We start from the raw sequence: 12,827 nt of genomic DNA, 5'->3' as shown, positions 1-12,827 counted from the left end.
TTGCCTGCGATAGCGGTGTGTCAGTCAATGAATCTTTAACTGAACCGCCGCTATCGCAGGCAAGCCAGCTCCCACAGGTGTCTTGCATCAGCCGCCAAATTGCAGGGTGCCCATCGCCAGTTTGGCCATGATCGCCGTTGCACCCAACTGCACCAGCCACAAGGCCAGTCCACCCAGAAATACCCCCAGCGCCACTTGCAGCACCAGGCTCTTCTGGCGCTTGGCTTGCGGTGCGCGTGGGGCATAGTCGTGCAATTCGTCGCGGTCGGCGCGCAGGTCCAGGTCATCGTTTCTCATAGGGTTCTCGCAGCAAGGAGGCAGTCGACGTTCAGTCTAGTGTGTTCGCCAATAAAAAGGGGGAAGCCAATGGCTTCCCCCCTTCGTCTAACGCTTGCCGGCTTACAGCACCTCGACAATCGCCTTGGTCACCGCACCAATGTTCGACTGGTTCAGCGCCGCCACACAGATACGCCCGGTGTCCAGTGCATAGATGCCAAACTCGGTACGCAGGCGTGTGACTTGCTCAACGGTCAGGCCGGAGTAGGAGAACATCCCACGCTGGCGACCGACGAAGCTGAAGTCATGACCTGGCGCAGCCTTGGCCAGCTCGGCCACCATCTGCTCGCGCATACCGCGGATGCGCAGGCGCATTTCGGCCAACTCGGCTTCCCACTGAGCGCGCAGCTCAGGGTTGTTCAACACTGCGGCAACGATGGCTGCGCCGTGGGTGGGCGGGTTGGAGTAGTTGGTGCGGATCACGCGCTTGACCTGGGACAGGATGCGCGCGCTTTCTTCCTTGGACTCGCTGACGATCGACAGCGCGCCTACGCGCTCGCCATACAGCGAGAACGACTTGGAGAACGAGCTGGACACAAAGAAGGTCAGGCCCGACTCAGCGAACAGGCGCACTGCGGCGGCGTCTTCGTCGATGCCATCGCCAAAGCCCTGGTAGGCCATGTCGAGGAACGGCACCAGGTTCTTGGCCTTGACCACCTCCAGCACGTCTTGCCAGTCGGCCGGGCTCAGGTCGACGCCGGTCGGGTTGTGGCAGCAGGCGTGCAGCACCACGATGGACTGTGGTGGCAGGGCGTTGAGGTCTTCGAGCAGGCCGGCACGGTTCACGTCATGGGTGGCCGCGTCGTAATAACGGTACGTCTGCACCGGGAAACCGGCTTTTTCGAACAGCGCCTGGTGGTTTTCCCAGCTTGGGTCGCTGATGGCGACAACGGCGTCGGGCAGCAGTTGCTTGAGAAAGTCGGCGCCGATTTTCAGTGCACCCGTGCCGCCGACGGCCTGGGCGGTAATCACACGGCCGGCGCTCAGCAGCGGCGACTGCGCACCAAACAGCAGCTTCTGCACGGCCTGGTCGTAGGCCGCGATACCGTCGATCGGCAAGTAGCCACGGGCGGCGTGTTGCGCCACACGAATGGCTTCCGCTTCGGCAACGGCACGCAAGAGTGGAATCTTCCCCTCCTCGTTGCAGTAAACGCCCACGCCAAGGTTGACCTTGGTGGTTCGTGTATCGGCGTTGAATGCTTCGTTGAGGCCCAGGATAGGATCGCGTGGTGCCATTTCGACAGCGGAGAACAGGCTCATTTTTGCGGCAGCTCTATGGGGGAAGGGAGGGACGTGTCGCGCTCCAGCCGAATGCACTAGAGCGGTGCACAAACGGGGAGCTAGTATAGAGGCCATCACCGCGCAGGGCGACAGCCGAAATGGCTTTTCGGCCAAGTTTTTCGGTTTATTTGCTGACCGTTAGTCTTATTGCAACCTTGAAGGGAAAGGACATGTAGGACGTCAGCCTTGAAACCCGTCACATTCGCCACCACTTCTACAGCTATCATGGTTTTTTCCTGCAACCTGCGATGATTATTCGCGGGTTGCTGAGCTATTTCGTCCCTGGCGGTGTCGAGTCTGGGGTGACTTCACGAGGTACGTTATGTCGGATTTCCAGCTCGTTACCCGTTTTGAACCCGCCGGCGATCAACCGGAAGCCATTCGCCAGATGGTCGAAGGCATCGAGGCCGGCCTGGCGCACCAGACGCTGCTTGGGGTGACCGGTTCCGGCAAGACCTTCAGCATCGCCAACGTGATCGCCCAGACCAACCGCCCGACCCTGGTGCTGGCGCCGAACAAGACCCTGGCCGCGCAGCTTTACGGCGAGTTCAAGGCGTTCTTCCCCAACAACGCGGTTGAGTACTTCGTTTCCTACTACGACTACTACCAGCCCGAAGCCTACGTGCCGTCCTCCGATACCTTTATCGAGAAGGATGCATCGATCAACGACCATATCGAACAGATGCGGCTGTCGGCGACCAAGGCGTTGCTGGAGCGCAAGGACGCGATCATCGTCACCACGGTGTCGTGCATCTACGGTCTGGGCAGCCCCGAAACCTACTTGAAGATGGTGCTGCACGTTGACCGAGGCGACAAACTCGACCAGCGCGAACTGCTGCGCCGCCTGGCGAGCCTGCAGTACACCCGTAACGACATGGACTTCGCCCGCGCCACCTTCCGGGTGCGCGGCGATGTGATTGACATCTACCCGGCCGAATCCGACCTGGAAGCGATCCGCATCGAGCTGTTCGATGACGAAGTCGAAAGCCTGTCGGCCTTCGACCCGTTGACCGGCGAGGTGATCCGCAAGCTGCCACGCTTTACCTTCTACCCGAAAAGCCACTACGTGACCCCGCGTGAAACCCTGATGGGCGCCATAGAGGGTATCAAGGTCGAGTTGGCCGAGCGCCTGGAGTACCTGCGTTCCAACAACAAGCTGGTGGAAGCCCAGCGCCTTGAGCAGCGCACCCGTTTTGACCTGGAAATGATCCTGGAGCTGGGCTACTGCAACGGCATCGAAAACTACTCGCGCTACCTGTCGGGTCGCGAATCCGGGGCGCCGCCGCCGACCCTCTATGATTACCTGCCGCCGGACGCCTTGCTGGTGATCGACGAATCCCACGTCAGCGTGCCGCAGGTGGGGGCCATGTATAAGGGCGACCGCTCGCGTAAGGAAACCCTGGTGGAGTACGGCTTCCGCCTGCCGTCGGCGCTGGACAACCGGCCAATGCGCTTTGACGAGTGGGAGGCCATCAGCCCGCAGACCATCTTTGTGTCGGCGACGCCCGGCAACTATGAAGCCGAGCACGCTGGTCGCGTGATCGAGCAGTTGGTGCGACCTACTGGCCTGGTGGACCCGGAGATTGAAATCCGCCCGGCGTTGACCCAGGTCGACGATCTGCTGTCGGAGATCAACAAGCGTGTGGCCCTGGAAGAGCGGGTGCTGGTTACCACATTGACCAAGCGCATGTCCGAAGACTTGACCGACTACCTGGCCGACCACGGCGTGCGCGTACGTTACCTGCACTCGGACATCGACACCGTGGAGCGGGTAGAGATCATCCGCGACCTGCGCCTGGGGACCTTCGATGTGCTGGTGGGGATCAACCTGCTGCGTGAGGGTCTGGACATGCCCGAAGTGTCGCTGGTGGCGATTCTGGATGCGGACAAGGAGGGCTTCCTGCGCTCCGAGCGCTCGTTGATCCAGACCATCGGCCGGGCGGCGCGTAACCTCAATGGCCGGGCGATCCTGTATGCGGACCGCATCACCGGCTCCATGGAGCGGGCGATTGGCGAGACCCAGCGTCGTCGCGACAAACAGATCGCGTTCAACCTGGAACACGGCATCACCCCCAAGGGCGTGTTCAAGGACGTTGCCGACATCATGGAAGGCGCCACCGTGCCCGGCTCGCGCAGCAAGAAGCGCAAGGGCATGGCCAAGGCTGCCGAGGAAAGTGCCAAGTACGAGAACGAACTGCGCTCGCCGAGTGAGATCACCAAGCGGATTCGGCAGTTGGAAGAGAAGATGTACCAGCTGGCTCGGGACCTGGAGTTTGAGGCGGCGGCGCAGACGCGGGATGAGATTGGCAAGTTGCGCGAGCGTCTGTTGGCTGTTTGATTTGCGTTGATTGGGCTGGCCTCATCGCGGGCAAGCCCGGCTCCCACATTGATCTGTGAGCGCGGTCAAAATGTGGGAGCTGGCTTGCCTGCGATGGCCGCGCCTCGGTTTTCCAGATATCCCCCAGGCTGTTACCATTCGCCCCTTGTTTCAATTTTCAGTTTTATCGCCCATTCGAGACCTGCCATGACCACCGTCCGCACGCGCATTGCGCCATCGCCTACTGGGGATCCCCACGTCGGTACTGCTTACATCGCCTTGTTCAACTACTGCTTTGCCAAGCAGCATGGTGGTGAATTCATCCTGCGGATCGAAGATACCGATCAACTGCGCTCCACCCGTGAGTCGGAACAGCAGATTTTCGATGCCTTGCGCTGGCTGGGCATTACCTGGGCTGAAGGTCCGGACGTCGGCGGCCCGCATGGCCCGTATCGCCAGAGCGAGCGCAGCGACATCTACAAGCAATACACCCAGCAACTGGTCGACATGGGCCACGCCTTTCCGTGCTTCTGCACCGCCGAAGAGCTGGACCAGATGCGCGCCGAGCAACAGGCCCGTGGCGAGACCCCGCGCTACGATGGTCGCGCGCTGTTGTTGTCCAAGGAGGAAGTGGCCGCACGCCTGGCGGCTGGCGAACCCCACGTTATCCGCATGAAAGTGCCGAGCGAAGGCGTGTGCGTGGTGCCGGACATGCTGCGCGGTGACGTCGAAATCCCGTGGGACCGCATGGACATGCAAGTGTTGATGAAGACCGACGGCTTGCCGACGTACTTCCTGGCCAACGTGGTCGACGACCATCTGATGGGCATCACCCATGTGCTACGCGGTGAAGAGTGGCTGCCATCGGCGCCGAAACTGATCCTGCTGTACGAATACTTCGGCTGGGAGCAACCGCAGCTGTGCTACATGCCGCTGCTGCGTAACCCGGACAAGAGCAAGCTGTCCAAGCGCAAGAACCCAACGTCGGTAACGTTCTACGAGCGCATGGGCTTTATGCCTGAGGCGATGCTCAACTACCTGGGCCGCATGGGCTGGTCGATGCCGGACGAGCGGGAGAAATTCTCGTTGCAGGAAATGGTCGACAACTTCGATCTCTCCCGTGTTTCCCTCGGCGGGCCGATCTTCGATATCGAGAAGCTGTCGTGGCTCAACGGCCAGTGGCTGCGTGACTTGCCCGTGGAAGAGTTTGCCAGCCGCGTGCAGCAATGGGCGTTGAACCCCGAGTACATGATGAAGATTGCGCCGTTGGTGCAGGGCAGGGTAGAGACATTCAGCCAGGTCGCGCCCTTGGCCAGTTTCTTCTTTGCCGGCGGCGTGAACCCGGATGCCAAGCTGTTTGAATCCAAAAAGCTCTCCGGCGACCAGGTTCGCCAACTGATGCAGTTGATCCTGTGGAAGCTCGAAAGCCTGCGTCAGTGGGAAAAAGATGCGATCACGGCCACGATCCAGGCGGTGGTGGAATCCCTTGAGCTGAAACTGCGCGATGCCATGCCGCTGATGTTTGCCGCGATCACCGGGCAAGCGAGTTCGGTGTCGGTGCTCGATGCGATGGAAATCCTCGGCCCGGACCTGACCCGTTTCCGCCTGCGCCAAGCCCTTGATTTGCTTGGTGGTGTGTCGAAGAAAGAAAACAAGGAATGGGAAAAGCTGCTGGGCGCCATCGCTTAAGCAGGCCGTTGCAGTGACGAAACCCCGGTTTTCCGGGGTTTCGTCGGTAAGTGATTGTTATCCCGGCAAAAAATTTTGAAAATTGTTGAAAATAAATTTGACACGTTTCCAAACCGCCATTAAGATTCGCCCCGTCCTCACCGATGAGGGGCTATAGCTCAGCTGGGAGAGCGCTTGCATGGCATGCAAGAGGTCAACGGTTCGATCCCGTTTAGCTCCACCAATTTACAGGTTCAAGGTTCCGGCCACACCGTCCTTGAATTGATCAGGCATCAGCTCTGATCAGATGTACAGAAGGTTTTGTCCCCTTCGTCTAGTGGCCTAGGACACCGCCCTTTCACGGCGGTAACAGGGGTTCGAGTCCCCTAGGGGACGCCAGTTTCAACAAGCAGCTCGAAAGGTCTGCTGCGTCGCGAGACGAAAAATCCGGGGCTATAGCTCAGCTGGGAGAGCGCTTGCATGGCATGCAAGAGGTCAACGGTTCGATCCCGTTTAGCTCCACCAATTTTACAGGTTCAAGGTTCCGGCCACACCGTCCTTGAATCGATCAGTTCTCAGCGCTGATCAGTGTATAGAAGGTTTGTGTCCCCTTCGTCTAGTGGCCTAGGACACCGCCCTTTCACGGCGGTAACAGGGGTTCGAGTCCCCTAGGGGACGCCACGATTACCCGCTTTGCGGGATTTTTAAGGGTCATTCAATTATTGAATGGCCCTTTTGTTTGTCTGGCGTTCGGCCATTTTCTTGATTGATTCCATTTTTTTGTTCTGACCGGCGGTCGTACCTTTCGCTTGCGCAATATTATTATGGTAATAATATCCAACCCATGAAAGTCGGAGGCCTTGATGAGCGATAAAAAAGCGCAAACCCGCGAACGTATTTTGCAGGCTGCCAGCGCGGCATTGATCCAGCGCGGCCCGGCTGAGCCGAGTGTGGGGGAGGTCATGGGGGCGGCAGGGCTGACCGTCGGTGGTTTCTACGCGCACTTTGAAAGCAAGGACGCGTTGATGCTGGAGGCGTTCAGCCAGTTGCTGGCGCAGCGCCGGGCCTCTATCGACGATCTGGACACGCAGCTCACCGGCGAAGAGCGTCGGGCGCTGGTGGCGGCCTTCTATCTGTCACGCAAGCATCGTGATTCAACCTCCCAGGCCTGCCCCTTGCCGGCCACAGTTGGCGAGATGGGTCGCTTGCCCGACGCATTTCGCGAGGTCTTGAGCGAGCACGTGGAGCTGATGACTGCGCAACTGGCCGACAGCCCTGAAGACATCGACAAGGCGCTGGCGGACATGGCCTTGATGGTGGGTGGCCTGACATTGGCTCGCGCACTGGGGCCGGGTGAGTTGTCGGACCGCGTAATCCGAGCGGCCAAGTCGGCGGTGCGCTGAAGAGGCGCGCCTCGACTGCCGCCGTCTACAGCAGCGGCAAACCGCCTGATACACTGCCCCGCCGACATCAATCGACTGGAGCAAGGCATGGGCTGGGATTTGGCAACGCCGTTTATCATCGATCTGCAGGTTGCGCCTGAAGACATCGACGGCCTGGGGCACGCCAACAACGCGGTGTACGTGTCCTGGCTGGAGCGTTGCGCCTGGCGCCACTCCCAGCGCCTGGGTCTGGACCTCACCGAATACCGTCGCCTGGACCGTGCCATGGCGGTCGTACGCCATGAGATCGATTATCTGGCGGCAGGTTATGAAGGCGATGAGCTGCAACTGGCCACCTGGATCGTCGACTGGGACCAGCGCCTGAAAATGACCCGTCGATTCCAGCTGGTACGCCCTCGCGACGGCGCGACGCTGCTGCGCGCGCAAACCACCTTTGTGTGCATCGAGTTGTCCAGCGGCAAACCCAAGCGCATGCCTGCCGAGTTTATTGACGGTTACGGTCCCGCCCTGACGGGGGGTTAACGGTCGCCGCCGGAAACCCAGTAAACTGCGCCACGATTTTTGTTGAGTGTTTTCCATGCAAATTGCTTTGGCGCCCATGGAGGGGTTGGTCGACAACATCCTGCGGGACGTGTTGACCCACGTGGGCGGTATCGATTGGTGTGTGACCGAATTTATTCGCGTCAACGACCGCCTGCTCACCCCTGCGTATTTCCATAAGCTCGCGCCGGAACTGCTGCACGGTGCCCATACCGCTGCGGGTGTGCCGCTGCGTGTGCAACTGCTCGGCTCCGACCCGGTGTGCCTGGCCGAAAACGCTGCCCTGGCCTGCGAGCTGGGGTCTGAGGTGATTGACCTGAACTTTGGTTGCCCGGCCAAGACCGTCAACAAGTCCCGGGGTGGCGCGGTGCTGCTCAAGGAGCCGGAGCTGCTCAACCAGATCGTCGAGCACGTGCGCCGTGCCGTGCCCGCCCACATTCCCGTGACCGCCAAGATGCGCCTGGGCTTCGACAGTCCGGATGGCGCGCTGGTATGCGCCACCGCGTTGGCCGAGGGCGGTGCTGCGCATATCGTCGTCCACGCGCGCACCAAAGCCGATGGCTACAAGCCGCCGGCCCACTGGGAGTGGATCCCGCGGGTGCAGGACGTGGTCAAGGTGCCGGTATTTGCCAATGGTGATATCTGGAGCGTCGAAGATTGGAAGCGTTGCCGTGAAATCAGTGGCGCCGAAGACATCATGCTCGGCCGTGGCCTGGTGGCGCGTCCTGACCTGGCAAGGCAGATTGTAGCGGCCAAGGCCGGTGAGGAAGTGGTCGAGATGACCTGGGCGCAGATGCAGCCGATGCTTCAGGAGTTCTGGCGCCAGTCGGTGGCGCAACTGACTGAAAAACAGGCACCCGGCCGCTTGAAGCAATGGCTGGCGATGCTGACGCGCAACTACCCGCAGGCGGTGGAGCTGTTCACCGCGCTGCGCCGCGAGACCGACCTGCAATGCGTCAGCCGTCTGCTGGGCATGCAGCATCCGGTCCCGCTCGACCCTGTTCCAGCAACCGCCTGAAGCCTTCTATCGGCAACGGACGGCTGTGCAGATAACCCTGGAATAAATGGCAGCCCAGCTTTTGCAGGAACGCCAGTTGCTCCGGGGTTTCCACGCCCTCGGCGATCACGTCCAGGTTCAAGCTGCGCGCCATGGCTACGATGGCGCGGATGATCTCCGCGTCATTAGGGTCGTGGGTGGCATCGCGTACGAATGACTGATCGATTTTCAATGCATCCACGGGCAGGCGCTTGAGGTAGGTCAGGGATGAGTAGCCGGTGCCGAAGTCATCCATTGCGAAGCTCACGCCGAGCTTTTTCAGGCGACGCATCTTCGCCACGGTATCGTCCAGGTTCTGGATCACGATGCCTTCGGTGATCTCCAGTTTCAGCAGGCTGGAGGGCAGTTGATGCTGCTTGAGGCTGTGTTCTACCCGTTCCACAAAGTCGTTCTGGCGAAACTGCCGCGGGCTGATATTCACGCACAGGCTGAAATTGAGCGGGTCTACCAGACCGTCGGCAATCAACTGGGCAAAGGCGCCGCAGGCTTCATCGAGAATCCAGGTGCCGACTTCCAGGATCAGGCCGCTGTCTTCCAATACCTTGATAAATTCCGTCGGCGACTGCGCGCCCAGTTGCGGATGTTGCCAGCGCACCAGGGCCTCGGCCCCCACAATCCGGTTGCCACGCGCATCCACCTGGGGCTGGTAATGCACGCTGAACTCGCCGCGTGACAGGGCCAGGCGCAGGTCGGTCTCCATGCGCAGGCGCTCACTGGCGGTTTTTTGCATGCTGTTGTGAAACATCTGCGTGGTATTGCGCCCTGAATCCTTGGCGCGATACAGGGCGATGTCGGCACGCTTGAGCAAATCGGCTGGCGTGGTGCCGTGGTCGGGAATCAGCGCCACGCCGATGCTGGGCGTGACCTGCAAACGATGGCCGTCAAGGAACATCGGCTCCGACAGCAACTCACGCAATGTATCGGCCACGCTTTGCACCTGGTCGCTGACCTCCTGGCGCTTACCCTCAAGACCGCTGAGCAGCACCACAAACTCATCGCCGCCCAGGCGTGCCACGGTGTCCTCCATGCGCACGCTGGCTTCCAGGCGTGCGGTGACGATTTTCAACACGGTATCGCCCACCGGGTGGCCGAGGGAATCGTTGATGTGCTTGAAGTGGTCGAGGTCGAGGAACAGCAGGGCGCCGCGCAGGTTGTGGCGCTTGAGCAGGGCGATCTGCTGGCTCAGGCGGTCCATCAGCAGTGCGCGATTGGGCAGGTTGGTGAGCGGGTCGTGATAGGCCAGGTGGCGGATCTGCGCCTGGGCGTTTTTCAGCAGGCTGACGTCTCGTGCGGTCAGCAGCAGGCAGGGGGTTTCGTTCAGGGTGATCGGCTCGACCGAGACCTCCACCGCCAGCACCTCGCCTCGTTTGTTGTGCCAGAGCATTTCCAGATGATGGATGCGGCCCTTGATCTGCAACTCGGCCAATAATGCCGCGCGCTGGTTTTCATCGGCCCAGATGCCGATCTGGTACAGGGTCAGGCCGATGGCTTCTTCGGTGCGGTAACCGGTCAGGCGGCAAAAACCGTCATTGACCTCCACATAACGGCCGGTGTCGCGTTCGGTGATTGAAATCGCGTCGGGGCTGGAGTGAAACGCCTTGGCGAACTTCTCTTCACTGGCCTTGAGGGCGGCTTCCGAGCGTTGCTGCTGGGTGATGTCCCGAAGAGTGGTGACGATGCAGGGCTGGTCGCTGACCTTGATCAAGCGGCTGGAGATGACGCAGGTCAGGCTTTGGCCGTCCTTGTGATGCACCACGATGGCCACATTGCTCAGGGCCTGCTCGCGAATCACCTGCTCGATGCGTTGCAGGCGCTTGCTGGAGTCGTCCCACAGGCCGATTTGTTCGGCGCTTTTGTCCAGTACTTCGGCGGCTGTCCAGCCGAAGGTCTGGGTAAACGCCGGGTTGATCTCGATAAAGGCGCCGCTTTCCAGGCAGGTCACGCAGATAGGGTCGGGGCTGGCCTGGAACAGGCTGGCAAATTTTTCCTCGGAGGCGGTGAGGCGTTGCTCGCGTTCGACCTGGTCGGTGATATCCAGCAAGGTGCCCGCCATGCGTAGGGGTTTGCCTGCTTCATCGCGGTACAGGCGCGCACGGCTTTCCAGATAGCGTGGGCTGCCGTCCTCCAACTGCACGCGGTAGGTCAATTGGTAGTTGCCGTCCGGGCCTTCACGCAAGCTGCGGTAGGCATTGCGCATACCCTCGCGATCCTGGTCGGACATCCCTTCGAAAAACGCATCGAAGGATTCATGAAAGGGCGCCGGTTCGAGCCCGTGCAGTTGGGCGGCGCGGGCCGAGCCGTAGAGCATACCGCTGGGGATGTGCCAATCCCAGGTGCCCAGTTGCGCGGAATCCAGGGCCAGGTCGAGGCGCTCCTGGCTGTCTTTGAGCGCTTGCTCGGCATTTTTGCGTTCGGTGGTGTCCAGGAACGTGCTGATCAGGTAAGCCTCACCGTCCAGTTCCACCTTCTGGGCGCTGAGGGTGCCGTCGTGGATCTGGCCGTTGCTGGCGCAGAACTGCACCTCCATGGTGATGGGTTCGCCTTTGCGCTGGGTGGCCTTGACCAGCAGTGCACGCTGCTCCGGATGGCGCCACAGGCCCAGTTCCAGGGTGGTACGGCCGATGGCATCGGCCACCGGCCAGCCGAACAGCATTTCGAAATACTGGTTGGCTTCGCTGATCAAGCCATCGGCCTGGCGGGTCAGTAGCACCATGTTCGGGCATAAATGGAACAATGTGGCGAAGCGCTTTTCGGAGTGGCTGAGGGCGTGTTCGCGGTCGCGCTGATGGGTGATCTCGCGGATCACTCCGATCATGCGGCGCCGTCCGGCTTTTTCCGGCGCGAGGCTGCCGCTGATTTCCAGCCAGTGCAGGCTGCCATCGGGCCACTGGATGCGATGGTGCATGGCCCGTTCGAACGGCTCTCCTGCCAGGACCGCGTGAAAACCACGCACCACCCGTGCGCTGTCTTGCGGGGCCAGCAAGTCAAGGTAGTCGAGGTCCTTGGGCAAGGGTTGATGCGGGTCAAAGCCGAATAACGCTTGAGTACCCCGTGACCAACTGATTCTTCCCGTGTCGATTTCCCAGCACCAGGCGCCCAGCCGGGCGGCATTCAGGGCTGCCAGCAATTGCGGGGCACTGTCCCAGCTTTGCTCCGCCGCTTGGGGGTCCAGGGCGTAGATGCGGGGCAGGGGGGGTACGGGGTCGCCGGGGTTGCGCATTGTCAATGGGCCTTGGCTCGGTGAGAAGACAGCGCGGTTTTCTTTGAAACCCGAGGCCGCACAGTGTCATGCCGGTAACCCTGGCAGATCGACCTGTGCATCCAGCAGGCTCATGAAAGCCCGCGCAGCGTTCGATAGCGTCCTTTCTGTATGCACGATATAGCCTAGCTGGCGACTGAGTTGTATGCCCGGCAAAGCGATACTTGCCACTTGATCATCGAGCATGGTGCGCGGCAACACGCTCCAGGCCAGGCCTATGGACACCATCATCTTGATGGTTTCCAGGTAGTTGGTGCTCATCGCAATATTTGGCGCAAGCCCCTGGGCTTCGAACAGGCGGCTGACAATATGGTGCGTAAAGGTGTTGCCGCCGGGAAACACCGCCGGGTGCCTGGCGATATCGGCCAGGCTGATGGAGCCGTTGCTGATCAGGCTGTGTTCCGGCGCTACCACAAAGTCCAGCGGGTCATCCCATACCGGCGAGGCGCGCACCAGATGGTGGGGCTCGGGCGCCAGGGTGATTACCGCCACTTCGGCGCGACCATGGAGTATTTCTTCGTAGGCCACTTCTGAATCCAAGAACTGAATATCCAGTGCCACGTTTGGGTATTGCCGTGTGAAGGTGCGCAGGATCGGTGGCAGGCGGTGCAGGCCTATATGGTGACTGGTGGCCAGAGTGAGGCGCCCGCTGACTTCCCCTGTAAGGTTGGTCAGGGCGCGGCGGGTGTCGTCCAGCACGTTGAGGATTTGATAAGCGCGCGGCAGCAAGGCCCTGCCGGCTTCGGTCAAGCCGACTTCACGGCCCAAGCGATCAAACAAGCGCACTTTCAATTGCTGCTCCAGGCCCGCGATGCGTTTGCTGATGGCGGGCTGCGTCAGGTGCAGGCGTTCGCCGGCCCCCGAGAAGCTGCCGGTCTCGGCGATGGCGATAAAAGCATTGAGGTTGGCCAGATCCATGGTGCTATTCCAGTTGGTAATCCAAAGTATAAAAAATATGAATTTGAG

General features: G+C 60.7%; 9 protein-coding genes and 4 tRNA genes. 9 read left to right on the top strand and 4 right to left on the bottom strand.

Translation table 11 applies throughout. The features are described from left to right. Window positions 1-87: 87 nt before the first annotated feature. Window positions 88-297 carry a hypothetical protein gene (locus E4O97_RS17235; protein WP_005789784.1) on the bottom strand — a complete coding sequence of 70 codons (210 nt, stop codon included), beginning with the start codon at window positions 295-297 and terminating at the stop codon, window positions 88-90. Between the two features lie 102 nt (window positions 298-399). Continuing rightward, complete coding sequence (locus E4O97_RS17230) at window positions 400-1,596, bottom strand: amino acid aminotransferase (RefSeq protein ID WP_216091819.1); 1,197 nt, start codon at window positions 1,594-1,596, stop codon at window positions 400-402. Between the two features lie 343 nt (window positions 1,597-1,939). Between E4O97_RS17230 and uvrB the strand changes: the two genes are divergently transcribed. From uvrB to E4O97_RS17185, 9 genes are all read left to right on the top strand, one after another. After that, a complete protein-coding gene (gene uvrB, locus E4O97_RS17225) occupies window positions 1,940-3,955 on the top strand; it encodes an excinuclease ABC subunit UvrB (protein WP_005789781.1) in 2,016 nt (671 codons plus the stop codon). A gap of 186 nt (window positions 3,956-4,141) precedes the next feature. Beyond that, window positions 4,142-5,623 carry a glutamate--tRNA ligase gene (gltX, locus tag E4O97_RS17220; RefSeq protein ID WP_005789780.1) on the top strand — a complete coding sequence of 494 codons (1,482 nt, stop codon included), beginning with the start codon at window positions 4,142-4,144 and terminating at the stop codon, window positions 5,621-5,623. Window positions 5,624-5,770: 147 nt separating this feature from the next. Next, a tRNA-Ala gene (locus E4O97_RS17215) sits at window positions 5,771-5,846 on the top strand. A gap of 79 nt (window positions 5,847-5,925) precedes the next feature. Next, window positions 5,926-6,001: transfer RNA gene (locus tag E4O97_RS17210), tRNA-Glu, on the top strand. 50 nt (window positions 6,002-6,051) lie between these two features. Next, a tRNA-Ala gene (locus E4O97_RS17205) sits at window positions 6,052-6,127 on the top strand. Between the two features lie 80 nt (window positions 6,128-6,207). Then, window positions 6,208-6,283: transfer RNA gene (locus tag E4O97_RS17200), tRNA-Glu, on the top strand. Between the two features lie 182 nt (window positions 6,284-6,465). After that, on the top strand, window positions 6,466-7,005 hold the full coding sequence (locus E4O97_RS17195) for a TetR/AcrR family transcriptional regulator (protein ID WP_005789779.1): 540 nt from the start codon (window positions 6,466-6,468) through the stop codon (window positions 7,003-7,005). An 87-nt stretch (window positions 7,006-7,092) separates the two neighbouring features. Continuing rightward, complete coding sequence (locus E4O97_RS17190) at window positions 7,093-7,527, top strand: thioesterase family protein (RefSeq protein ID WP_032880241.1); 435 nt, start codon at window positions 7,093-7,095, stop codon at window positions 7,525-7,527. Window positions 7,528-7,582: 55 nt separating this feature from the next. Further along, window positions 7,583-8,563, top strand: coding sequence for a tRNA-dihydrouridine synthase (locus tag E4O97_RS17185; RefSeq protein ID WP_005789777.1), 981 nt, complete (start codon window positions 7,583-7,585; stop codon window positions 8,561-8,563). Here the strand turns inward: E4O97_RS17185 and E4O97_RS17180 are convergent. Beyond that, the gene (locus tag E4O97_RS17180) at window positions 8,502-11,822 is read right to left on the bottom strand and encodes an EAL domain-containing protein (RefSeq protein WP_248128644.1); all 3,321 of its coding nucleotides are present in this window, start codon (window positions 11,820-11,822) and stop codon (window positions 8,502-8,504) included. The genes E4O97_RS17185 and E4O97_RS17180 overlap by 62 nt on opposite strands. A 66-nt stretch (window positions 11,823-11,888) precedes the next feature. Next, entirely contained in the window at window positions 11,889-12,779 is an 891-nt protein-coding gene (locus tag E4O97_RS17175) for a LysR family transcriptional regulator (RefSeq protein ID WP_005789775.1), read from the bottom strand. Window positions 12,780-12,827: the final 48 nt, after the last annotated feature.

This window comes from Pseudomonas sp. W15Feb34, assembly GCF_023127765.1.
Classification (GTDB): Bacteria; Pseudomonadota; Gammaproteobacteria; order Pseudomonadales; family Pseudomonadaceae; genus Aquipseudomonas; species Aquipseudomonas synxantha_A.
Note: the sequence above shows the minus strand (reverse complement) of the source record. Positions and strands in the feature narration are given on the sequence as shown.